Source organism: Streptomyces albidoflavus (assembly GCF_000719955.1).
GTDB classification, from domain to species: domain Bacteria; phylum Actinomycetota; class Actinomycetes; order Streptomycetales; family Streptomycetaceae; genus Streptomyces; species Streptomyces albidoflavus.
In genome coordinates this window covers 15,250-38,768 of record NZ_JOII01000024.1, presented here as the reverse complement: position 1 = coordinate 38,768, position 23,519 = coordinate 15,250, and the positions used below count along the sequence as shown (strand labels likewise).

Genomic DNA, 23,519 nt, shown 5'->3' with positions numbered 1-23,519 from the left:
GGCGTGGGCACCGGGTCAGAGGGCGACCAGGACTTTGCCGAAGTTGGCGGTGCGGTCGTGGTAGAGGCTGGCGTAGGCGTCCGGGATGGCGTCGAACCCCTGGTGCAGCGTGTGGTCGCAGACCACCTCGTCGCGCCGCAGGCGGTCGCCGAGATCGGCGTGGAGCGCCTGCCAGTTGGCCTCGGTGAACCACTCCAGGGAGAAGATCCCGCGCACGGTGGTGCGGGGGAACATGATGTACGGCAGCAGTCGCGGCCCGACCGCCTCGCGGCCCACCTGGGTGGCCCACTGCCAGCAGACGGCGACCTTGCTGCCGACGGTGAGCCGGGCGAAGACCGCGTCGGTGACGGCGCCGCCGAGGTTGTCGAAGTAGTGGTCGACGCCGTCGGGCGCGGCCCGGTCCAGCGCCTCGCCCACCTGCTCGGCGCTGTCGCCGTGCCGGTAGCGGACGACCTCGTCGAAGCCGAGTTCCCGCAGGTAGGCCGCCTTCGCGGGGCTGGAGGTGGTGCCGACGACGCGGGCGCCGGCCAGCCGGGCGAGCTGGCCGACCAGGGTGCCGACGGCTCCGGAGGCGCCGCTGACCACGAGGGTCTCGCCCGGTCGGGGGTCCAGGAAGGTGGTGAGGGTGCCCCAGGCGGTCATGCCCGGGCCGCCCATGGCGCTGAGCGCGGTCTGCAGGGGCAGCGCCTCGTCGTACCAGTGGCGCTGCAGGCGGCGGTAGGCGGGGAAGACCATCGGGAAGGTGCCGGTCTGCCAGAGCCTGGGGGCGCCGTCGCTGATCACGTGGGACTGCCAGCCGCCGAAGCCCTGGACGAGGTCTCCGGGGCGGTGGGCGGCGCGGGGGCCTGCCGCCAGCACCTCCATGATCGAGTCGGCGCCCATGGCGTCGCCGACCGGGGTGTCGAGGGCGATGCCCTGGAGGTAGGGGTCGACCGAGACGTAGAGGGTCTTGAGCAGCATCTCGTTCTCGGCGAGGTCGACGGGGACCTCCTCGGTCACCTTCTCGTAGACCCGGCCGACGTCGGGGGCGCCCTCGACGTGTTCGCGGACCACCCACTTGCTGATCTTCACTGCGGCTCCTTAGGGGCCTGGGCGGGGCCGTCCTGCGGCCCGACGGGGATGACGAGGTGGGTGGGGGGCGGGGCGGAGGTGTCGACGGAGGCGGTGAAGGGCACGCCGTCGTCGCGGCAGACGAACTGCATGACGTGGCGGCCGGCGGCGGCGGCGCGGATCAGGCCGCCGGTGGTCGCCCAGACACCAGACTGGTAGAAGTCGGCGAGGCCGGGCAGCCCGGGACCGTGCTTCTTCACCAGCTCCTCCAGCGTCTCGCCGCTCTCCACGAACGGCTGCCAGCCGAGCACCGTCCCGTCGTGGTTGCCGGTGTAGCGGACCTGCGTCAGGGGGCTGGAGACGTCGCGGACGGCGATCGACTCCGTGAGGCCCGGGAAGCGCTCCTCCAGGAAGCTCACCAGCGCGGTCCTGGCCCGGCGTTTGGCCGCGTAGTAGCCCCGGCCGTGACGGACGGGGAGCGTGTGCAGCTCCTGCCCGCCCCGGCGGCGGGTGGCCTGCTCGGGCCCCTCGTCCAGGGCGCGCCAGGGGGCGATGTCGCAGAAGTAGGTGGCGTAGACGACGCTGGTGCCCGGCGGGGAGAGTTCCGGGTAGTGGCGGTTGCGGAACTGGACGTTGATGCTGGGGTGGCGGATGCCGGTCAGTTCGGCGGCCTGCTCGTCGGTCAGGAGGTAGGTGGTGCAGGGTTCGGCCTCGGGGAAGCTCCGCTTGAGGCCGAGGAAGAGGGTGAAGTAGCCGGGGAAGACCATGCCGGGCTGGTGCAGGGTCTCGGTGTAGAGCTTCCGGTAGGCGTCGTCGAGGTAGCGGCCGCCGAGGAACTTGTTGATGGTGGTGGGCCCGTCGGCCGCCGACACCACGATGTCGGCCCGCAGTTCGCGCCCGTCACTGAGGCGTACGCCCGCGGCCCGGTCGTTCTCGACGATCACCTCCTCGACCTTGGTGTTGTACGCGACCTCGCCGCCGAGCCCGAGATAGCGGCGCTCGATCGACCGGGCGACACCGAGCGAGCCGCCCTCGGGGACGCCGGCGGAGAGGTTGGCGTGCGAGGCGAGCTGGAAGTGGGTGGGCAGGACGGGGAAGTTGGGGTGCTTCTCGTAGAGGACGAAGTTGAACGCGTGGCGCAGCAGCGGGTCCTTGAACCGGCCCGAGTACTGGGCCATCAGCACCGAGATCGTCTTCCGGACGGCATTGGCGTACGGGACGAAGGAGGCGAGCATGCGCAGCCGCTCGACGCGGCCCATCAGCCCGACGGGTTTGAGGAAGGGGTAGACCGCGAGGGCCTTGCGGAAGGCGCGCAGGTGGCTGCAGAACTCCTTGATCTGCCGCGCGTCGGCGGGTGAGAGGGCGGTCAGGTGGGCCTGTAGGCGGTCGGGGTCGGAGTAGAAGTAGACGGCCCGGCCGTCCTGTCCGCGCACGACGTTGAAGACGTCGAAGTGGCGGACCTCCTTGCCCTGGAGGGCGCCCAGCTCCAGCCAGATCTGGTGCATCTCGTTGCCCGGGCCGCTCCCCAGCATCCAGCTGACGCAGGCGTCCAGGGTGTAGTCGCCGCGTTCCCAGGAGGTGCAGCAGCCGCCGGGCAGCTCGTGCATCTCCAGGACCTTGGTGCGGTAGCCGTTCATCTGGGCGTAGCAGCCGGTGGAGAGGCCGCCGAGCCCCGCCCCGATGATGAGCATGGTCTCCCTGCGGCGGCCCGTCCCCGGCCGGGTGGTCCGCTCCCCCGCTGTCGTCATGAGTCGCGCCTTTCCTTGGCGTACCAGCGGTCGAGCTGGGGCAGCCGGCCGAGGCGGCCCGGATGCCAGGGCTCGGTGCCGGTGCTCTCGTGGGCGCGGAACGGCAGGCCCAGTTCCGCGCAGAGGTACTGGACGGCGAAGCGGCCGGTGGAGGCGGCCCGGATCAGGCCGCCCATCCCCACCCACTGCCCGGCCATGGAGAACCCGGCCAGACCGGGCAGCCGCATCCGGTCCTTGCCGACCAGGCCGGCGGCGAGGTCGTCGGCGTCGGAGAACGCCTTCCAGGCGAGGATCGAGCCGTTGTGGTTGCCGGTGTAGCGCCGGGTGGTCGCCGGGGTGGCGACGTCCACCAGCTCGATCCGCCCGGCCACCTCGGGCCAGCGGCGGCCGAGGAAGGTCCGGACGAAGTCGGCGACCTGGCGTTTCTCCTCGCGGTAGCGTCGGCGGTCGGTGCGGCGCAGGTCGGCCCAGTGGGTGTAGTCGCTGAAGTAGGTGCAGTGGACCACCGACTTGCCCGGCGGGGCGAAACCGTCGGAGTAGCGCGAGCGCAGCTGGACGACGAGGCTGTCCTGGAGGGCGCCCGGCAGGGCGGCGGCCTCCTCGGCGCCGAGCAGGTACGTGGTGCTGTGCGCGTCCGCCTCGGGCAGGGGGCCCTCGACGCCGACGAAGGCGGAGACCACGGCGGGGAAGAGGGTGCCCGGGCTCTCCAGCAGTTCGTCGTAGAGCTTGTCGACGCGCGGGCCGGTGTACTTGCCGTCCAGCAGGCCGCGGATGGTGGTGTGGCCGTCGCAGGCGGAGACGACGTGTTCGGCGTAGTAGCGGCGGCCGCCGCGGAGTTCGACGCCGATCGCCCGGTCGTTCTCCACCAGGATCTTCTCGGTGCGGGCGCGGTAGCTGACCGTGCCGCCGAGCGAGGTGTACCGCTCCTCGACCGAGCGGGCCAGGCCCAGTGAACCGCCTTGCGGGAAGCCCGCGTTGCCGTGGTGGGCGGCGGCCATGTTGAAGAGATAGGGCAGGAGGGGGAACCCTTCGGGGTCCTGGAAGAAGATGTTGCGGAACGCCTTGCGCAGCAGCGGGTCCTCGAACCGGTCGGCGAAGCGGTGCATCGGCGTGGCGGCGGTGCGCCAGAAGAGGCGGAAGGCCGGCAGGACGGTGCGCAGGGTGGCCGCCTTCTCGCGGACCGTGCGCAGGGCGGGGGCGGTGAGGAAGGGGTACAGCTCGATCTCGGTGAACCGCCGCAGGTCACGGCAGAAGGAGCGGATCAGCCGGGCGTCGGCCGGGGAGACCTCCAGCAGGTGGGCCTCCAGCCGGCCGGGGTCGTTGTAGAAGACCACCGACCGGCCGCTCTCGTCGGTGACCTTGTTGAACAGCTCGAAGTTGGTGACGGTCTTGCCGTCGAGCGCGCCCAGCTCCCGCCAGACCTGGTGGGCGTCGTTGCCCTCGGCGGTGCCGATCAGCCACTCGATGCAGTAGTCGAAGAGGTAGCCGTCCCGGGACCAGGCGGTGCAGCAGCCGCCGGGGAGGACGTGCTTCTCGAAGATGCGGGTGCGCATCCCGCTCATCTGCGCGTAGCAGCCGGTGGAGAGGCCGGCCATCCCGGCGCCGACGACGATGACGCGCGGCGGGCTGCCCGGCGCGGGCTCGCGCCGGGTCCACTCGGTGTCCTCCTCACGCCGCACGGCCGGCCTCCCCCGTGAGGAGGGCGCGGACCAGGCCGGCGTTGCGCGGGAGGTGGTCGGCGTCGAGCATGTCGGCGTGCTTGCCGGAGCCGCGCAGGACCCGGGTGCCGGTGGCGGAGCTGCCGTACCAGGTGCCGGGGACGCCGGCCGCGTACAGCTCGGTCTTCTCCTCGTCGGAGACGACGGTGACCGGCGCGCCGACGGTGCCGGTGTTGGGGTTCCGGCCGCAGAAGCTGAGGTATTCGGCGGCGTGTTCCAGCAGGGTGCTGGTGACGGTCTCGGAGCCGGTGTGCTTGTAGAGGTGGCCGCCGAGTTCCGCCTCGAAGGTCTTCAGCCCGTCGGCGCCGGGCGCGAACGCCTCGGTGACGCGCCGGGAGTCGAGGATGACCACGTGGCCGACGTCCCGGCCGCGGGCCTCCAGTTCGCGGGCGACCTCGAAGGCGAGGTTGCCGCCGAGGGAGTAGCCGAGCAGCCGGCAGGCGCCCTCGGGCCGGGCCGCCTCGACGAGGTCGGCGTAGCGGGCCACCTTGTCGTCGCCCGGCAGGTAGTTGAAGGCGACGACGCGGTACTCGGGGAGCTGGGCGGCGAGGCCGCGGTAGACGAGGCCGTGGCCGCCGGCGGGCGGGAAGCAGAAGACGGGGTCGGGGGCGGCCTCGTTGAAGGTGAGGTGGGGCAGTTCGTCGGCGGTGGTGCCGGTGACACGTTCCTCGACGGCGGCGGCCATGCCGTGCAGGGTCGTCACCTGGTAGAGGCGGCTGACGGGGACGGCGACGCCGAACTCGGTCCGCAGGTGGTGGAGGAGTTCGATGAGTTTGATGGAGCTGCCTCCGGACTCGAAGAAGTCGTCGCCGAGCCCCGCCCGGTCCAGGCCCAGCAGGGCCTCCCAGTGCCGGGCCATGCTCACCTCGTAGAGGGTCACGGGCGCCTCGTAGGCCCGGTGCCGCTCGCCCTGCGGCTGGGGCAGGGCACGGAGGTCGACCTTGCCGTGCGCGGTCAGCGGCAGCGCGGAGACCTCGGCGAGGTGGGCGGGGACCATGTGCGAGGGCAGGGCCGCGGCGAGGTGGCGGCGGAGCGCGCGGATGTCCAGGGTGACGCCGGGTTCGGGGACGCAGTAGGCGCACAGGACGGCCTCGCCGCCGGCGTCGGTGCGGACGGCGGCCACCGCGCGGGCGACCCCGGGGCGGGCGGTGAGGTGGGCCTCGATCTCGCCGGTCTCGATCCGGTGGCCGCGCAGTTTGACCTGGCCGTCCTGGCGGCCGAGGAGGTGGACGCGGCCCTCGGCGTCCCAGCGGGCGAGGTCGCCGGTCCGGTAGAGGCGTACCGGCCGGGCGCCGGGTCCGCGGCCGAGGGTGCGGGTGGTGAAGCGCTGCCCGGTCAGCTCCGGGTCGCCCGCGTAGCCGAGGGAGACGCCCTCGCCGCCGATCCACAGCTCACCGGTGACGCCGGGGGGCACGGGGGCGCCGTACGGGTCGAGGATGTAGAGGGTGGCGTGCGGCAGCGGGCGTCCGATCGGCACGGTCAGGCCCGGGTCCAGCTCCTCGGCGGGGCCTTCGAAGCAGGCGCTGTCGATGGTGGCCTCGGTGACGCCGTAGGAGTTGAGGACGCGGGTGCCGGGGCCGCAGAGTTCGCGCAGCCGCCGGTACTCGGCGGTCTTCCAGGTGTCGGAGCCGACGATCAGGAGCCGGAGGAAGTCGAGCCGCTCGCCCTCGCGGGCGCAGTGGTCCATCAGGCCGCGCACCAGGGCGGGGACCAGTTCGGCGCAGTCGACGCGTTCGGCGCGCAGGGTGCGGTACAGGCGCGCGGTGTCGAAGACCAGGTCGCGGTCGGCGAGGACCAGGGTGCCGCCCGAGCAGAGGGCGCGCACCAGGTCGCCGGTGAAGACGTCGAAGGAGGGCTGGGCGGTCTGGAGGTGGACCCTCACGTCCCGCTCCAGGCCGTAGGCGGTGCGCCAGGAGGCGTAGGCGGCGGCGAGGTTGCGGTGGCTGACCCGGACGGCCTTGGGGACGCCGGTGGAGCCGGAGGTGTGGATGACGTACGCGGGGGCGTCCGGGTCGTCGGGGGTCTCGGGGGCGGGCCCGTCGCTCTCGGCGGCGCGGAGCTGGTCCGGGGTGACGGCCGGGCAGGAGAGCCCGGTGGGCGCCGGGCCCGAGCCCGGGCCGGTGACGAGGAGGGCGGCGCCCGCCCCCGCGAGGACCTGGGCGGTGCGGTCGGCCGGGAGGGCGGGGTCGAGGGGGAGGTAGGCGCCGCCGGCCTTGAGGACGGCGAGCAGGGTGACGATCAGCTCCGGCGACTTCTCCAGCTGGACGCCGACCACCGTGCCGGGCCCGGCGCCGAGCGCGCGCAGCCGTCGCGCCCTGGCATCGGCCCGCCGGTCGAGTTCGCCGTAGGTGAGGTGGGTGGAGGCGCCGTACGGGGCGGGGACGGTGACGGCGGTGGCCCCGGGCCGGGCGGCGGCGGCCTCGGCGAAGAGCCGGTGGACGGGCCGGTGGGCGCCGCCCGCAGGCCGGGCCGCGGCGGCCTGCCGGGCGCCGCTCCACTCCTCCACGAGCCGTTCGTGTTCCTCGGCGCCGAGCATCTCCAGTTCGGGGGTGGGGGTCTCGGGCCGGGCGCGCGTCATGCTGTCGAGGAGGTGGACGTAGTGGCCGGCCATCCGGCGGACGGTCTCGGGGTCGAAGAGGTCGGTGTTGTACTTCAGGACGGAGTGGAACCGCCCTTCGGACTCGTCCTCGTAGACCGAGAGGGTGAGGTCGAACTGGCCTTCCTCCTCGGGGAGTTCGATGTACTCCAGCCGGTACCCGTACTGCTCGGTGGCGACCTTGTGGGTGAGCAGGATGAACATCGCCTGGAAGACGGCCGAGCGGCTGGGGTCGTGGGTCAGACCCAGCTCCTCGACGAGCAGGACGAAGGGGTACTCCTGGTTGTCCAGGCCGCCCAGGACGGTGGCGCGGACCTGGTCGAGCAGTTCGGCGACGGAGGGGGCGCCGGAGAGGTCGGCGTGGAGCGGCAGCGGGTTGACGAAGTAGCCGTAGACCGAGGCGAACTCCTGCTGGGTGCGACCGGTCACCGGGGAGCCGACGATGACGTGGTCCTGGCCGGAGTAGCGGTGCAGGAGCAGGTGGTAGGCGGAGATCAGCACCATGAAGGGGGTGACCCCGTGGCGCTGGGCGAGGGTGTGGACGCGGGCGGTCAGCTCCTCGTCGAGGACGAAGAACTCGGAGGCGCCGTTGTGGGTCTGCACGGCCGGGCGGGGCCGGTCGGTCGGCAGGTCCAGCAGCGGGACCTCGGCGGGGAGGTGGGCGCGCCAGTGGTCGAGCATGGCGCCGGCCTCGGGGCTCGCCAGGAAGCGGTTCTGCTGGTTGAGGAAGTCGACGTAGCGGGCGGTCACCGGCGGCAGGGACGGTTCCTGGCCCCGCTTCAACGCCTCGTAGACGGCGAGGAGTTCCTCGATGAAGGTGAAGGTGGAGATGGCGTCCGAGACGATGTGGTGGACGGCCTTCATGATGATCCAGCGGTCGTCGCCGCGCCGGAAGAGCCGGAAGCGGACCAGCGCGTCCCGTTCCAGGTCGTAGCTCTCGCGGTACTCGCGGATGATGGTCCGCCGGATCTCCTCCCACTCCTGGCCCTCGACGTCGAAGAGGGCGAGGTCGGGCACGGCCTCGGCGGCGACGCGCTGCACGGGGCGGCCGTCGCTGAGGTGGAAGGTGGTGCGCAGGGCGGGGTGGCGGGCGATCAGGCGGCGGACCGCCTCGAACATCAGCTCCGGGTCGAGGGGGGCCCGCACCTCGACGGCGCCGCCGATGTTGTAGGCGTAGCCGTCCGGGTTGAGCTGCTTGAGGAACCAGAGGGCCTTCTGGTTCTGGGTCAGCGGGTGGTCGCCCTCGTCGCTGAACAGCTCCACGGCCGCCGCCCGGTCGCCGCCGTCCTGGTCGGCAGCGATCCGCTCGGCGAGCCCGTCGTGGAGGCGGTCGGCGAGTTCGCCGACGGAGGTGCCGCTGAGCAGGGCGACGACGGGCAGCGCGACGCCGAACTCGGCCTGGGCCTTGGCCCGTACCTCCATGGCGAGCAGCGAGTCGAGACCGAGCGCGCCGAGGCCGCCCGCCGGGTCGACGTCCTGGACGGGGGTGCGCAGCACGGTGGCGACGAGGTGGGTGAAGCGTTCGGCGACCAAGGCGCGGCGTCCGGCGCCGTCGGCGGCACGGAAGGTGTCGAGGAAGCCGCCGCCGCTGTCGGCGGCGGAGTCGAGGGCCGCCGCGGCGAGGTCGGCGACGAGGGCGGGCGGGGTGTCGTACCAGGCGAGGAAGGTCCGCCAGTCGACGACGGTGGCGACGACGAGCTGGGCCCGGTCCTGGCCCAGGACGCGTTCCAGCACGCTCATGCCGGCGCCCGGGGTGAGGCTGCTCATGCCCCGGCTGTGCAGGTAGTGCTCGACGAGGCCGAGTTCCTCGATCATGCCGGTGGCCCAGGGGCCCCAGTCGAGGCTGAGGGCGGGCCGGCCCTCGGCGCGGCGACGGTGGGCGAGCGCGTCGAGGAAGGCGTTGCCGGCCGCGTAGTTGGTCTGCCCGGCGGTGGTCAGCAGGGAGGCGACCGAGGCGAACAGCACGAAGTGGTCGAGCGGTTCGTCCCTCAGGTGCTTGTCGAGCAGGTACGCGCCGACGGTCTTCGGGTCGTGGACCGCGTCGAAGGCGGCCCGGTCCAGGTCGGCGATCCGGGTGTCGCGGACCTGCCCGGCCAGGTGGAAGACGCCCCGCAGGGGCGGCGGGTCGCCCTGCCGGTACTCCTCCAGCCAGGCGGTCAGCGCGGCCTCGTCGGTGACGTCGACCGGGGCGGCCACCGGGTGCGCCCCGAGCGCCTCCAGCTCCTTGAGGAGGGCGACGGCGCGGCCCTGGGCGGTGGCCGGGTCGGTGCGCCGCCATTCGCGGCGGGGCGGCAGCGGGGTGCGGCCCATCAGCACGAGGTGCCGGGCGCCGCGCTTGACCAGGGTGCGGCAGAGCAGGCGGCCCAGCGCGCCGAAGGCGCCGGTGACGAGGTAGCTTCCGTCGGCGCGCAGCCTCGGCGGCAGGGGGCGGGTGAGGTCGTCGGCGGGGCGCAGCCGGCTGGTGGCGCGGCGGGTGCCGCGCAGCCCGATCTCCTCCTCGTCCCCGGTGCGGAACTCGCGCAGCAGCGCCTCGGCCTCGGCCCGGGCCCCGGCGGGGCTCCGGTCGTGCGCGGGGTCGAGGTCGATCAGCTTGCCCCGGTGCGCGGTGAGTTCCTGGTGGCGCAGGACGCGGGTGACGCCCCAGGCGGGCGCGCCGAGCGGTTCGACGGCCTCGCCGGGGGTGACGGGCTGCGCCCCTCGGGTGACGACGTGCAGGGCGCCGGGTGCGGGCCGGTTCTGGAGGACCTTGGCGAGGGCGACGAGCCCCCAGGCGCCGCCCCCGGCCGCCTGCCGCAGCGTCTCGCGCGGGCAGCCCTCGTACGGCGGGAGTCCGAGGCCGCCGAGGTGGACGACGGTGCCGCGGAAGGGCCCGGTGTCCGCGTCGAGGTCGGCGAAGAGGCGGGCCAGGTCGTCGGCGGAGTCGGGGGCGAGGGTGAAGGCGGTGCCCTCGGCGTTCCTGGTGTACGCGGCGGCGGGTGTCACCGTGCGGCAGCGGTGGCCGAGGCCGGTGACCAGGGCGGCGAGGGCGGCACCGACGCCACCGGGGTCGCCGTCGGTGAACAGCAGCCAGTCGCCGCCGGGTTCGGCCGGCGCCCCGGCGTCCTCGGGCAGCGGCAGATCGGTCCAGACGGGGACGGCCAGCCAGGAGTCGACGGTGGCCCGGGAGACGGTGGCGGAGGCCTTCTCGACGTCGGCGGCGCGGAAGCCGGTGAGGCGGCCGAGGGGGGTGCCGTCCTCGGCGTACAGGGCGAGGTCGGCGACGAGTTCGTCCCCGTCGTCGCGGGTGATCACGCCGTGGGCCCACAGGGTCCGGTCGCCGACCGGGGTGAGGCTCAGTTCGGCGATCGACAGGGGCAGGCGGATGCCGGTGCCGGGGGCGGGGTCGCCGTCGGCGGGGATCTGGCGGGTCAGCAGCGACTGGAAGCAGGCGTCGAGGAGGACCGGATGGAGGTGGTGGCGGGCGGGGTCGTCGCCGAGGACCTCGGGCGGGCTGATCCGGGCCAGCACCTCGCCGTCGCCGATCCAGACCTCGTCGAGCGCCTGGAAGGCCGGCCCGTAGTGGTAGCCGAGGGCGGCGAGTCCGGTGTAGCAGGCGGAGCCGGTGAGCCACTGGCCGCTGCGGGCCTGGACGGCCGCCGGGTCCAGCGGGGGTCCGGCCGCGGGGTGCTGGGCGGTGCGGACGGTGCCGGTGGCGTGGACGGCGCGTTCGCCGCCGGGTCCGGGCGGTGCGGAGGCGATGGCGAAGTCGGCGCTCTCCGGGTCGACCGTCAGGTGGACGGTCGTGGTCTGGTCCTCGGCGAGGAAGAGGGCCTTGCGCAGGTCGACGTCGGCGAGGACGGCCGAGGCTCCGCCGGTGAGCGCCAGGACGGCCTGGGTGGCCATCTCCAGGTAACCGGCGGCGGGGAAGACCACGGAGTCCTGGATGCGGTGGTCGGCGAGGTAGGGCAGCCGCTCGGTGTCCAGGGCGCTCTGCCAGGCGGGGCCCGGGTGGTCGGTGCGGCGGCCCAGCAGCGGGTGGTCGAGGTGGCCGAGGCGGACCTGGGCGACGTTGCGCGGCTCGGTCCAGTGGCGGTCGCGCCGCCAGGGGTAGCGCGGCAGCGGCACGGCCCTGCCGGTGGGCTGGAGCACGTCCCAGTCGACGTCGACACCGAGGTTGTGCAGGGTGGCCAGCGAGGCCGCGAACCGCTCGGGCTCGTCCTCCTCGCGGCGGATCGAGGGCACGGTGACGGCGGTCCGCCCGGTGGCCTCCAGGCATTCGCGCAGGGAGTGGGCGAGGGCCGGATGGGGCCCGATCTCCAGGAAGAGCCGGTGCCCTTCGTCGGCGAGCCGGTCCACGGCGGCCCGGAAGGCGACCCGGTCGCGGACGTTCCGCCACCAGTACGCGGCGTCCAGCACCACCCCGTCGGCCGGCCCCTCGATCCCGGTGAGGTGGACGGGCACCTGGGCGGGGCGCGGTGCGAGCCCCGCCAGGGAGGCGAGCAGCTCGTCCTTGATCCGGTCCATCTGCGGGCTGTGGTAGGGGACTTGGACGGTCAGGAGCTTGGCGAAGATCTGCTCGTCACGGAGTTCCCCGGAGAGCCGGACGAGGGTGTCGCGGTCCCCGGCCAGGGTGACTCCGGTGGGGCTGTTCACGGCGGCGACGCAGACCCGGTCGGCGTAGGGCCGTACCCGGTGCTCGGCCTCCTCCTCGGAGAGGCTGACGGCGAGCATGCCTCCGGTGCCGGCGAGGGTGTGCTGCAGCCGGCTGCGGTGGACGGCGATGCCCACCGCCTCCTCCAGGGAGTAGACGCCGGCCTCGTGGAAGGCGGCGATCTCCCCGGTGCTGTGGCCGACGACGGCGTCGGGGGTGACGCCGTACGAGCGCCAGAGGGCGGCCAGTCCGGCCTGGACGGCGAAGTTGGCGGGCTGGGCGAGCCAGGTCTCCGCCATCCGGGAGGTCTCGGCGCCGGCCGCCATCTCGTCGAGGAGCGACCAGCCGGCCAGGCGCCGGATCTCCCGGTCGCAGGCGGTGACGACCTCGCGGAAGACCGGTTCGCTCTCCAGGAGCCCCCGGCCCATCCCCCACCACTGCGGCCCCATGCCGGTGAAGACCCAGACCAGGCGCCGGTCCTCGGGCTCCAGCCGCCGCCCCTGGACCACCCGGGGGTGTGGCTCGCCGCGCAGGTGGGCGTCGAGTGCCTCGGCGAGGGAGGCGCGGGAGGAGTGGACGACGGAGAGCCGCGTTTCGAGGTGCTGGCGGCGGTGGGCGAGGGTGTGGCCCAGGTCGGCGAGGGCGGGCCGGGCGCCGTTCCCGCCGTCGAGTTCGCGGCGGATGCCCGCGGCCACCTCGGCGAGGGCGTCGGGGTGGCGGGCGGTGAGCGGCAGGATGCTCCAGCCCGGGCCCTCGGGGCGGGCGGTCTCCTCGGCCATCTCCCGCGCGGTGCGGCGTCCGGGGGCGGCCGGGCGGACCGGTGGTTCCTCCAGGACGATGTGGGCGTTGGTGCCGCCGAAGCCGAAGGAGTTGACCCCGGCCCGCGCGGGCCCCTCGTGGGCCGGCCAGGAGACAGCCTCGGTCGGGATGGTGAAGGGTGAACTCTCGTACGCGATGGCCGGGTTGACGGTGTCGAGGTTGATGTGGGGCGGGATCACCCGGTGTTTGAGGGCCAGCGCGGTCTTGATGAGCCCGGCGATGCCCGCCGCCGACTCGGTGTGCCCGATGTTGGTCTTGACCGACCCGACGTGGCAGGCGGCGCCGGGGGCGCGGCCCTCGGCGAGGACCTGGGCCAGGGCGTTGGCCTCGATGGGGTCGCCGACGGGCGTGGAGGTGCCGTGGGCCTCCACGTACTGGAGGTCGCCCGGGGTGACGCCGGCCTCGGCGCAGACCCGCCGGACCAGGGAGATCTGGGCGTCGGCGCTGGGCACGGTGATGCCGTTGGTGCGGCCGTCCTGGTTGACGCCGCTGCCGAGGATGACGGCGTGCACCGGGTCCCCGTCGGCCAGCGCCTCCTCCAGCCGCTTGAGGGCGACCAGGCCGACGCCCTCGGCGCGTACGTACCCCTCGGCCGAGGCGTCGAAGGCCCGGGAGCGGCCGCTGGGCGAGAGGAAGCCGCCCTTGGTCTCGGCGATCGTGTACTGCGGTGCCGAGTGCAGCAGGACGCCCCCCGCGAGCGCCAGGTCGCTCTCGCCCCGCAGCAGGCTCTGGCAGGCCAGATGGACGGTGACCAGGGAGGAGCTGCACGCCGTGTCGACGGTGAGGCTCGGACCCCTCAGGTCGAGGCAGTGCGAGATCCGGTTCGACACCATCGTCATCATCGTGCCGGTCGCGGTGTGCGCCGCGAGGGTCTCGAAGCTCAGGTCGGCGAACTGGAGGATCTTGTAGTCGAGGGTGAACGCGCCCACGTAGACGCCGGTGTTGCTGCCCGCCAGGTCGGCCGGGCGCTGCCCGGCGTCCTCCAGCGCCTCCCAGGCCACCTCCAGCAGTTTGCGCTGCTGCGGGTCCATGTGGTCGGCCTCGCGGGGGCTGATGCCGAAGAAGGCCGGTTCGAACTCGTCGAAGCCGTCGATGTACCCGCCCCGGCCCGCCGCCAGCTTTCCGGGTTTGTCCCGGTGCCGGGTGGCCAGGGTGGCGGCGTCGTAGCGGTCGGGCGGGGTGGGGGTGAGGCAGTCCTTGCCGCTGAGCAGGTTCCGCCAGAAGGCGCGGTGGTCGCCGGCGCCGCCGGGCAGCCGGCAGCCGATGCCGATGATCGCTACCTTGCCCGTCGAGGCGTCGTTGATCGCGTCAGCCAAGTTCGCACACTCCTCAGGTGGTCGCGCCGCCTTGGGTGCGGCACGGTCGGCGGTACGGCGGCGGGGGCGGGTCAGGCGCGGGGCCGGCGCCGCTTCGCGCGGTGGAGGGGATGGAGCAGACTGGCGAGGATCTCGCCGGTCGCGGGGAACGTCGTGGGGTCGTGGAGTCCGACGGCGGCCGGCTCGCGGCCGGGGTACCAGGTGAAGCTGCCGAAGAGGTGGTCCCACAGGGAGAGGTCGGAGCCGTAGTGGCCCGCCTCGGCCAGGTCGGTGCTGTGGTGCAGGCGGTGCTGTTCCGGGCTGGCCAGGACGTGGTTGAGCCGGCCGATGCGGACGTCGATGTTGGCGTGGACGAAGTAGCCCTGGGCGGCGGTGAACAGGCCGGCCGCGAGGACCGACTCCTGCGAGAAGCCGACGAGGGCCAGGGTGAGCTGGACGGCCCCCTGGGCGACGACGATGTCCGCCACGTGGTTGACGCCGTTGTTGGCGACGTTGACCTTCTGCGGGACGTGGTGGACCCCGTGCAGCCGCCACAGCCACCGGTTGGTGTGGCCGAGGCGGTGCGCGAGGTAGCCGGCGAGGGAACCGCTCAGCAGGGCGGCCGGGATCTCGGCCCCCAGCGGGAGCGCCGGGTCGGCCGGGGCCACCACGCCGACGGCGGTGGCCACCAGCAGCTGGGCCAGCGCGCTGCCCACCATGGTCAGCAGGAAGTACACGCCGTACCAGCGCCATTCGGCGGTGCTGGGATGCCAGTCGCGCTGGTGCGGGATCAGCCGTTCCAGCAGGGTCAGGTAGAGCAGAACGCCCACCAGGAAGAGCGGGCTCACCCGCGCGGGGTCCCACTCCAGGCTCAGCGCGGCGCCGGCCACCGCGACGGTCGCGGCCAGGAGCAGCGGGTACGCGGCGACGCGCAGCACCGCCCGGACCCGCCCGGCCAGTGATCCGACAACGGGAATTCCTTCGGAAAGGAATCCGTCCGGGACAATGCCTTCGGAATCCGGATCGCTATGGGACATGCAGAACACCCCCAGGAAATGCAGTCGTCGACGGAAGGGCCAGTAAACGGACACGCGAAAAGAGCCCGCGCACATCGGGGAAGCCGCGAGTAATGTCGCGGCACCTCAGGAAGAGACCAGGGGAAACCGACAAGAACCCAGCACTACGCTGTGCTTTCGGGAGACGGACGAGGAACCCGACCTCGCCCGGAACGCATCCGATTCTTCACCCGGAGCGAGCCCGAGTGATTCTTTTCCTTTTCCGGCGGCTTCAACCCTCCACCAAAGAGTGGTTCACCCGGGCCGGAGCCGACCTAATTCACTTCACGCACATTGAACCGGACGGGAGAGGAGGCCGAGGAAGAATGCGACCCCCGTCGCCGATGTGAGTTACTTAATACGATTGTCTGGTCACCCTCGCGGCCGGGCGGCGACCTCGCCCTGGTCGCTCCGTCGTGTGGCCCGAGTGAGCGCGGGCAGGCGGGTCCCGGGCGCCCCCCTTCGCCCCGCCGCGTGGCGGCGCCCCCGCCCTGCGGTGAGACTGACCGGGGCGGCTCAGGAGGAGAAGGCGATGAAGACGATCGAGAACACCGTCGCGGTGTCGGTACCGCTGCGTACCGCGTACGACCAGTGGACCCAGTTCGAGACCTTCCCCCGCTTCATGTCCGGGGTGAAGCGGGTGCGTCAGCAGACGTGCTCGGTGAGCGTCTGGGTCGTCGGCGCCGGGCCGCTGCGCCAGGAGTTCACGGTGGAGATCCTGGAGCAGGCACCCGATTCCCACGTCGTCTGGCGGACCCTCGGCCGCGGCGATCTCCCCCGCGGTGAGGTCCGGTTCCGGGCTCTGGCCGAGGACAGTACGGAGGTCGGCCTGCTCGTCGAACTCGGAGGCCGGAACCTGGCGGGCGCCCTCGGGGCCGTACCCGGCGTCGCCGAACGCGTCCTTGGTCGCGATCTGACCCGTTTCAAGTATTTCGCCGAGGGGCTCGGCGAGGCCACCGCGGGCTGGCGCGGCACCATCCGCGGCGGGCACGTCCAGCCCGGCATGCCCGAGGAGGCCAAGAGCCCCACGCCCACCTGGCCCATGGGCTGACCCCCGCGCGCCACCAGACACGACGAGAGGCGAACCGGTGAAGAAGCCGCCCCGCGAAGAGCCGAAGGAAGACCTGACCGTCACCCCGCCCAAGACCTGGGCCGCCGGCGTCCCGGCGGTGGTGCACGCGCTGGAGTACTCCCTGGAGCAGACCTCGCCCCGGGAGACCGCGGTCGATTTGCTGACCATGAACCAGGTGGGCGGCATCGACTGCCCCGGATGCGCGTGGGCGGACCCCGCCCCCGGCCACCGGCACCGCAACGAGTACTGCGAGAACGGCGCCAAGCACATCAACGACGAGGCGACCACCCGCCGGATCACCCGGGAGTTCTTCCGCGAGCACCCGGTCTCCGAGCTGGCGCGCCGCTCCGACCTCTGGCTCAACCAGCAGGGCCGGCTCACCGAGCCGATGGTCAAGCGCCCCGGCTCCGACCACTACGAGCCGATCAGCTGGCGCGACGCCCTGCAACTGCTCGCCGGAGAGCTGAAGGCGCTCGCCTCCCCGGACGAGGCCGCGTTCTACACCTCCGGCCGGGTCAGCAACGAGGCCGCCTTCGTCCTCCAGCTCTTCGCGCGGGCCTTCGGGACCAACAACCTGCCGGACTGCTCCAACATGTGCCACGAATCGAGCGGCTTCGCGCTCCACGAGACGCTGGGCACCGGCAAGGGCACGGTCAGCCTGGAAGATCTGCACCACGCCGATCTGATCTTCCTAGTGGGCCAGAACCCGGGCACCAACCACCCTCGCCAGCTCTCGGCGCTGGAGGAGGCGAAGCTGAACGGGGCCCGCATCGTCGCGGTGAACACCCTGCCCGAGGCGGGGCTCAGGCGATTCAAGAACCCGCAGAAGCCGCGCGGGATCGTCGGCCAGGGAGTCCAGATCGCCGACCGGTTCCTGCACATCCGCCCTGGTGGCGACCTCGCCCTCTTCCAGGGGCTCAACCGGCTTCTCCTGGAGGCCGAGGACGCACGGCCCGGTGAGGTGCTCGCCCGCGAGTTCATCGAGAGCGACACCAGTGGCTTCGAGGAGTTCGCCGAGCACGCCCGGCAGGTCGGGTGGGACGACCTGCTCGCCGCGACCGGACTGACCCGCGCGGAGATCGAGGCGGTCCGGGACGACGTGCTGCGCAGCGAACGGGTCATCGTCTGCTGGGCGATGGGCGTCACCCAGCACAAGCACGCTGTGCCCACCATTCGGGAGATCGTCAACTTCCTCCTGCTGCGCGGCAATCTCGGCCGGGCGGGGGCGGGTGCGTGTCCGGTGCGCGGCCACAGCAACGTGCAGGGCGACCGCACCGTGGGCATCTGGGAGCAGATGCCGGACCACTTCCTGGACGCGCTGCGGGACGAGTTCGGATTCGAGCCGCCGCGTCCGCACGGCCTGGACTCGGTGAACACGGTCAAGGCGATGCACGAAGGCCGCGTCAAGGTCTTCCTGGGGGTGGCGGGCAACTTCGTCCGGGCTGCCCCGGACAGCGACTTCACCGAGGCGGCGATGCGACGCTGCCACCTGACCGCGCACGTCTCGACCAAACTCAACCGGTCGCACACGGTCTGCGGGGGGACGGCGCTGATCCTGCCGACCCTCGGCAGGACCGAGAAGGACCTCCAGGCGGGTGGGGAGCAGTTCGTCACCGTCGAGAACTCGATGAGTGAGGTGCACACCTCGCACGGCAAGCTGAAGCCGGCCTCGCCGCTCCTGCTCAGCGAGGTGGCCATCCTCTCCCGGCTCGCCCGTCACACCCTCGGGACCACTCCGGACCTGCCCTGGGAGGAGTTCGAGGCCGACTACGGCGCGATCCGCGACCGGATCTCCCGCGTCGTGCCCGGACTGCACGACTTCAACCGGCGGGTGACCCGGCCCGGCGGGATCAGGCTGCCCAACCCGGTCAACGAGGGCGTCTACCCGACCGCGACCGGCAAGGCGATGTTCACCCGCAACTCCTGGGAGATGCCCCAGGTGCCCGAGGGCCACCTGCTCCTGCAGACGCTGCGCTCCCACGACCAGTGGAACACCATCCCGTACACGCTCAACGACCGTTACCGGGGCATCCACGGCAGCCGCCAGGTGGTGCTGGTCAACCCGGCCGACCTGACCGCCCTCGGCCTCGCCGAGGGGGACCGCGTCGACCTGGTGAGCGTCTGGGACGGCGGCGTCGAGCGCCGGGCCGAGGGCTTCCAGGTGGTGCCCTACCCGGCCTCGCGCGGCTCGGCCGCCGCGTACTACCCGGAGACGCAGGTCCTGGTGCCGCTGGACAGTGTGGCGGACATCAGCAACCAGCCCACCTCCAAGGGCATCCTGGTCCGGCTGGAGCCCACCGGCTGACCCTTCCGCGCCCGCCTCCGCAGGCCCCTGTGACACCACGTCACGGGGGCCTGCTCCGTGGGGCCCCAGGGCCTCCACGGCGGAAACTTTCGCCGTCCCGGGGTGCGGACCGGCAGGTCAGACGCGCCGCCATTGCTCTAGACCGGCGGAGCCGACAGATGGGTCTTTACGGGGGTCTACGCGCGTGCATTACTTGTGTCGTGCTCATGGCGACCGGCCTTTCCGGGCCCCTTCGCCGGGGCAAGCACCGGTCATTCGCGCGTTCCACGGCTACATCCCCCACTCGTGCCTGGAGGCAGTCATGCCCGCGTACAGCTCTCTCGCACGCCGCGGCCGCAGACCCGCGGTCGTCCTCCTCGGCGGTCTCGTCAGCGCCTCCCTGGCGCTCACCCTGGCGCCCACCGCCGCCGCCGCGCCCCTCGCGCCCCCGCCCGGCAAGGACGTCGGGCCCGGCGAGGCGTACATGGGTGTCGGCACCCGCATCGAGCAGGGGCTCGGCGCCGGCCCCGACGAGCGCACCATCGGCCCGGCCGACACCAGCGGTGTCCAGGGGATCGACGTGTCGCACTGGCAGGGCTCCATCAACTGGAGCTCGGTGAAGTCGGCCGGGATGTCCTTCGCCTACATCAAGGCGACCGAGGGCACCAACTACAAGGACGACCGGTTCAGCGCGAACTACACCAACGCGTACAACGCGGGGATCATCCGGGGCGCCTACCACTTCGCCCGCCCGAACGCCTCCAGCGGCACGGCGCAGGCCGACTACTTCGCCAGCAACGGCGGCGGCTGGTCCCGCGACAACCGGACCCTGCCGGGCGTCCTGGACATCGAGCACAACCCCTCCGGCGCCATGTGCTACGGGCTCTCCACCACGCAGATGCGCACCTGGATCAACGACTTCCACGCCCGGTACAAGGCGCGCACCACCCGCGACGTCGTCATCTACACCACGGCGAGCTGGTGGAACACCTGCACCGGCAGCTGGAACGGCATGGCGGCCAAGTCCCCGTTCTGGGTGGCCCACTGGGGCGTGAGCGCCCCGACGGTGCCGAGCGGCTTCCCGACCTGGACGTTCTGGCAGTACTCGGCGACCGGCCGGGTCGGCGGCGTCAGCGGGGACGTCGACCGCAACAAGTTCAACGGCTCCGCCGCCCGTCTGCTGGCCCTGGCCAACAACACGGCGTGAGACGGCCGGAGGGCCGGGGGCACGGCACGCACGCCCTGCCCCCGGCCCTCCCCCGCGCCCGGCGCGGCTACCGCATCCGCCCGAGGTGCTCGCGCAGCCGGCGCGCGTCGCGCAGCCGCTGCTCGTAGGTGGCACCGAGCGCCAGGAGCAGCAGCCCGGCGAGGGCCGGGACCGACCAGCGCGGCAGGGCGTCGAAGACCTGCGCGACGTGCGGCGCCAGTTCGTGCAGGGCGACCAGGGCCAGCGTGCCGCCGCCCAGCAGGAGCGGGGCCTGGAGCCGGCGCACCGCCCCGGTCACCGTGACCGCCAGCGCCGCCGCGCCCAGCAGCAGCGGACGCTGCCAGTGCGGGTCGGACCAGAGCGCCAGCAGACTCGGCCCCAGGGTCACGCCCAGCCCCGGACCGTACGCCGTCCACGAGGACGCCTCCGGGTCCGTGCGCCGGCGCAGGAGTCCGACGGCGCAGGCGATCACCGAGACCGGCAGGGTGTACGCCTCCGGGTGCGTGACACCGGCGGAGACGAGCCGGACCCAGGTCGCCGTCGCGAAGAGCCCCGCCGCCAGGTACCCGGCACCGGGCCTGCGCTCCGGACGGACCGCGGTGGCGGCCGCCAGCACCCCGCAGAGCGCCAGCACCAGGGAGAGGTACGCCCCGTCGGTCACCGCCAGCCCGAGCGCGACCAGCGCGGCGAACCCGGCCCCGGCCTCCAGCGGCACCACCACGGCGGGCGTCCGCACCCACAGCCCCAGCACCACCACGGCCGCCGGGACCGCGAGGACCAGCACGGCGGTGCGCGGGGCACCCAGCTCCAGCGAGGCCCCCGCCGCCGACGCCACCACCAGCGCGCACACCACCGAGAGCACCAGGGCGAGCGAGCGGGCCACGGCCTCCTCCGAGCGGGCCGCCGAGGCCGCGAAGAGCACCAGGAGAAGACCGAAGACCGCGTACGTGGCCGGTTCGACGGCCAGCGCGAGCAGCCCCGCGTGGGCCGCCACGGCCACCGCGCACCACAGCGCGGTCCCATCGGCCGCCGCCGGCACCCGGCGCACCGCGACAGCCGCCGCCAGCAGCCCCGCCACCAGCAGCAGGTCCACCACCAGGGCCGCCGCGTACGCCACGTCCGCCGACACCAGCAGCACCGGCACGGCCGCCGAGACCAGACCGACCGCCCCGGCCCCGGCCGCCCCCGTCCACCCCGCCGGCTCCCGGCCCTCGTGGACCAGGGAGGCATACACCGCCCCGAGGAGCACGGCCGCCACCAACAGCACCACCGGTACGGACAGGGCGTCCGGCCACGCCCCGGCCCCGGCGGCCAGCTCCCGCGTCCCGTCCGGCGCCCCGGCCCACAGCCCGGTCAGCACGGCCGCCGGCCCGAGCAGCGTCGCCGCCGCCGAGGGGAGCACCGCCAGCACCGCGACCCCCGTCACCCCCGCCGCCGCGCCCAGCACCCCGCCGCGCACCGGTCGCGGCACCACGGCGATCCGCGCCACCGGCGCCAGCGCCGCCCCGCACACCAGATACACCACGACCGCCCAGCTCCACGGCACCTCGGTACGCAGCACCCCGCCGACTCCGGCCACGGCCGCCAGCCCGGCCACCACTCCCCCGGTCACCGCCATCTCCTGCGGAGCCCGCCACACGGCCCTCAGGGCCACCGCCGCGGCACCGAGCAGCAGCACCCCCGGCGCCGCCGCGTCGAGGGGACCGCTCGCCGACACCGACTCCCCGAGGCCGATCAGCAGCCCGCCCGCCCAGGTGACCCCGGCCCCCGACCAGGCGGTGGCCCGCACCGCGAGCACCGGCACGCGCGCCGCCACCACGACACTCCCGGCAGCCGTCACCAGCAGCGCCCAGCCGATCACCAGCGCGGAGCCCCCGGTCGCCCAGGCCCCCAGTACCAGCGGGAACTGCCCCGCGACCACGGCGGCGGGCAACGGCAGCCGCAGCCGCCCCACCCCGACGCCGTACGCCGCCCACCCCGCCGCGAGCACCCCGGAGGCGAAGGCCGCGTACCCCGCGCCGTCCGCCTCGGGCAGCACCGCCGCGTGGAGCGCGTACGCGTCGAGCACCGTCAGCAGCAGCGCCACCGCGCCCACCGACTCCGCCGTCGCGCCGAGCCCCCGGCGCAGCAGCAGCACGGGCGCCCCCAGCGCTCCCGCCGTCACCCCGGCCAGCACGACGGACCGCCCGGCGATCCCCAGCTCACCCCAGCTGAACAGGGTGAACGCGATGGCCGCGACGGCGAGCAGCAGTCCGCCGAGGATCAGCAGCACGTGCTGCGCGCCGGGACCGCCGGTGGCGGAGCCCGCCGGGACCGCCGGGGCGGGGTGCGCCGCCGGAGCGTGCGCCCAGCCACCGGGGGCGCCGTGCGGCGGCTGCCCGCCGTGCGGCGGCTGCCACCCTCCCGCCGACTGCGCGCGCAGCGCGGCCTTCAGCCAGGAGCGGCGGCGCAGCAGCTGCACCCGGCGGGTGTCCAGCCAGATCAGCTCACGTTCGAGGAGCGCCAGCTCCTCGGCGGGGGACGACGGCAGAGGTGTCATGCACCGGAGTGTGCCGAGCGCGGGGCGGCCCGGACATGCGTTCCCGTACTCACTTCGGGAGCTGAGTAACCCACCCGGCGCGACGTCGCCGCACGACGCGCACTGCCCCCGCCGGCGGACCGGCGGGGGCAGTGTTCAGGCCCGGAGGAGAGGGACCCTGTGCGGTGCGGGACTCAGATGATGCTGACACCGTAGGCGCTGAGCGCCTCGGTGACGGGCTGGAAGAACGTGGTGCCGCCGGAGGAGCAGTTGCCGCTGCCGCCCGAGGTGAGGCCGAGCGCGGTGCTGCCGGCGAAGAGCGCGCCGCCGCTGTCGCCGGGCTCGGCGCAGACGTTGGTCTGGATCAGACCGGAGACGATGCCGTCGGCACCGTAGTTGACGGTGGCGTTGAGGCCGGTGACCGAGCCGCCGTGCAGGCCGGTGGTGCTGCCGCTGCGCTGGACGGACTGGCCGACCGAGGCGTTGCCGGCGCCGGTGATCTCCTGGTAGCTGCCGTTGTAGAGGTAGACACGGCCGTCGGCGGCGCTCGGGTTGGAGTGCCGGATGATGCCGTAGTCGTTGCCCGGGAAGCTGGAGCCGGTGGTGGTGCCGATCGACCACGAGCTGCCGATGTTGGTGCAGTGGCCGGCGGTCAGCGCGAACTTGGTGCCCGCGCTGTCCTGCACGTTGAAGCCGAGGGAGCACCGGGCGCCGCCGGTCGTGATGGCCTCGCCGCCCGCGATGAGCTTGGAGAACTTGCCGGTGGTGTGCTTGACCTCGAGAGCCGCGGCGTTGGCGCCGGCCTCGTCCTTGATCTCGGCGATCTCGGCCTTGCTGACCGTGCTGTCGACCGTGACGACGACCTTGCCCGACTCGGCGTCGACGTACCAGGCGGTGCCGGCGACGTCCGCGGTCCGCACGGAGTCGGCGGTCTGGCTCAGCTGGGTGGCGCTGAACGTCTTCGGGGCCGGGGCGGCGGTCGCGGTGGCGGCGGGAACGACCAGCGCCGCGGAAGCGGCCAGGGCGGTGGCCCCGGTGATGAGTCGTGCTCGTCTCGACAGGCTGTGGGGGAGAGAGAGTCGCACTGCAAGTCCTCCAGATCGTGGGGGGAACTCGGGGCGTTGGGTGGACGCCCATGACGTGCCGTCAGGAGCGGCGCGATCCAGCCGACGCGTCCCTGACAACTTTGTTCAATGCTGTACAGCCCGGGGGGCCCACACAAGCCCCCCGGTACGGCCCTGGCCGATAAGCAGCTCCCCAGCGAGATCCAGACACCACCAAACCGGTGGATCGGAGAACGGCCGGGAGAACGGGGAATGACGGAAAACGAGCGGCGAGGTGACGAGGACCGGGCCACGAAAACGATCAGGGCCGGTTCGGATTGCTCCGAACCGGCCCTGATGCACGACTCTCACGAGTCGGGACGACAGGATTTGAACCTGCGACCCCTTGACCCCCAGTCAAGTGCGCTACCAAGCTGCGCCACGTCCCGATGCGCGTTCTGCGGTGTTTCGCCGACCGCGCGAG

General features: G+C 73.3%; 10 protein-coding genes and 1 tRNA gene. 3 read left to right on the top strand and 8 right to left on the bottom strand.

Annotated features, from left to right (window positions below):
- Positions 1 to 15: 15 nt before the first annotated feature.
- The 5 genes from IF45_RS0122235 to IF45_RS0122215 form a co-directional block, all read right to left on the bottom strand.
- On the bottom strand, positions 16 to 1,071 hold the full coding sequence (locus IF45_RS0122235) for an MDR family NADP-dependent oxidoreductase (RefSeq protein ID WP_008409969.1): 1,056 nt from the start codon (positions 1,069 to 1,071) through the stop codon (positions 16 to 18).
- Positions 1,068 to 2,741, bottom strand: a complete 1,674-nt coding sequence (locus IF45_RS0122230) for a phytoene desaturase family protein (protein ID WP_003952146.1) — start codon at positions 2,739 to 2,741, stop codon at positions 1,068 to 1,070. Before IF45_RS0122230 ends, IF45_RS0122235 begins: the two co-directional genes overlap by 4 nt.
- 53 nt (positions 2,742 to 2,794) lie before the next feature.
- The gene (locus tag IF45_RS0122225) at positions 2,795 to 4,477 is read right to left on the bottom strand and encodes a phytoene desaturase family protein (RefSeq protein WP_003952145.1); all 1,683 of its coding nucleotides are present in this window, start codon (positions 4,475 to 4,477) and stop codon (positions 2,795 to 2,797) included.
- Complete coding sequence (locus IF45_RS0122220; RefSeq protein ID WP_030309121.1) at positions 4,467 to 13,877, bottom strand: non-ribosomal peptide synthetase/type I polyketide synthase; 9,411 nt, start codon at positions 13,875 to 13,877, stop codon at positions 4,467 to 4,469. Before IF45_RS0122220 ends, IF45_RS0122225 begins: the two co-directional genes overlap by 11 nt.
- Before the next feature lie 71 nt (positions 13,878 to 13,948).
- Positions 13,949 to 14,794, bottom strand: a complete 846-nt coding sequence (locus IF45_RS0122215; RefSeq protein WP_018468865.1) for a sterol desaturase family protein — start codon at positions 14,792 to 14,794, stop codon at positions 13,949 to 13,951.
- 649 nt (positions 14,795 to 15,443) lie between these two features.
- Here IF45_RS0122215 and IF45_RS0122210 point away from each other — a divergent pair.
- The 3 genes from IF45_RS0122210 (at position 15,444) to IF45_RS0122200 (ending at position 19,474) form a co-directional block, all read left to right on the top strand.
- Positions 15,444 to 15,962, top strand: coding sequence for an SRPBCC family protein (locus tag IF45_RS0122210; protein WP_003952142.1), 519 nt, complete (start codon positions 15,444 to 15,446; stop codon positions 15,960 to 15,962).
- A gap of 37 nt (positions 15,963 to 15,999) precedes the next feature.
- Complete coding sequence (locus tag IF45_RS0122205) at positions 16,000 to 18,288, top strand: FdhF/YdeP family oxidoreductase (RefSeq protein ID WP_030309119.1); 2,289 nt, start codon at positions 16,000 to 16,002, stop codon at positions 18,286 to 18,288.
- 301 nt (positions 18,289 to 18,589) lie between these two features.
- Positions 18,590 to 19,474 carry a lysozyme gene (locus IF45_RS0122200; protein WP_003952140.1) on the top strand — a complete coding sequence of 295 codons (885 nt, stop codon included), beginning with the start codon at positions 18,590 to 18,592 and terminating at the stop codon, positions 19,472 to 19,474.
- Positions 19,475 to 19,541: 67 nt separating this feature from the next.
- Here the strand turns inward: IF45_RS0122200 and IF45_RS0122195 are convergent, their stop codons facing one another.
- From IF45_RS0122195 to IF45_RS0122185, 3 genes are all read right to left on the bottom strand, one after another.
- Positions 19,542 to 22,013 (bottom strand): SCO7613 C-terminal domain-containing membrane protein, encoded by a 2,472-nt coding sequence (locus IF45_RS0122195; RefSeq protein ID WP_030309116.1) that lies wholly within the window; start codon positions 22,011 to 22,013, stop codon positions 19,542 to 19,544.
- 173 nt (positions 22,014 to 22,186) lie between these two features.
- Positions 22,187 to 23,077 (bottom strand): S1 family peptidase, encoded by an 891-nt coding sequence (locus IF45_RS0122190; RefSeq protein ID WP_030309115.1) that lies wholly within the window; start codon positions 23,075 to 23,077, stop codon positions 22,187 to 22,189.
- A 333-nt stretch (positions 23,078 to 23,410) separates the two neighbouring features.
- Positions 23,411 to 23,484 (bottom strand) — tRNA-Pro (locus IF45_RS0122185).
- Positions 23,485 to 23,519 lie beyond the last annotated feature (35 nt).

What these genes read in the sequence shown, in the direction of transcription:
- IF45_RS0122230 (WP_003952146.1), bottom strand. Translation starts at nt 2,741, where the DNA reads ATGCTCATCATCGGGGCGGGGCTCGGCGGCCTCTCCACCGGCTGCTAC.
- IF45_RS0122210 (WP_003952142.1), top strand. Translation starts at nt 15,444, where the DNA reads ATGAAGACGATCGAGAACACCGTCGCGGTGTCGGTACCGCTGCGTACC.
- IF45_RS0122200 (WP_003952140.1), top strand. Translation starts at nt 18,590, where the DNA reads ATGCCCGCGTACAGCTCTCTCGCACGCCGCGGCCGCAGACCCGCGGTC.
- IF45_RS0122195 (WP_030309116.1), bottom strand. Translation starts at nt 22,013, where the DNA reads ATGACACCTCTGCCGTCGTCCCCCGCCGAGGAGCTGGCGCTCCTCGAA.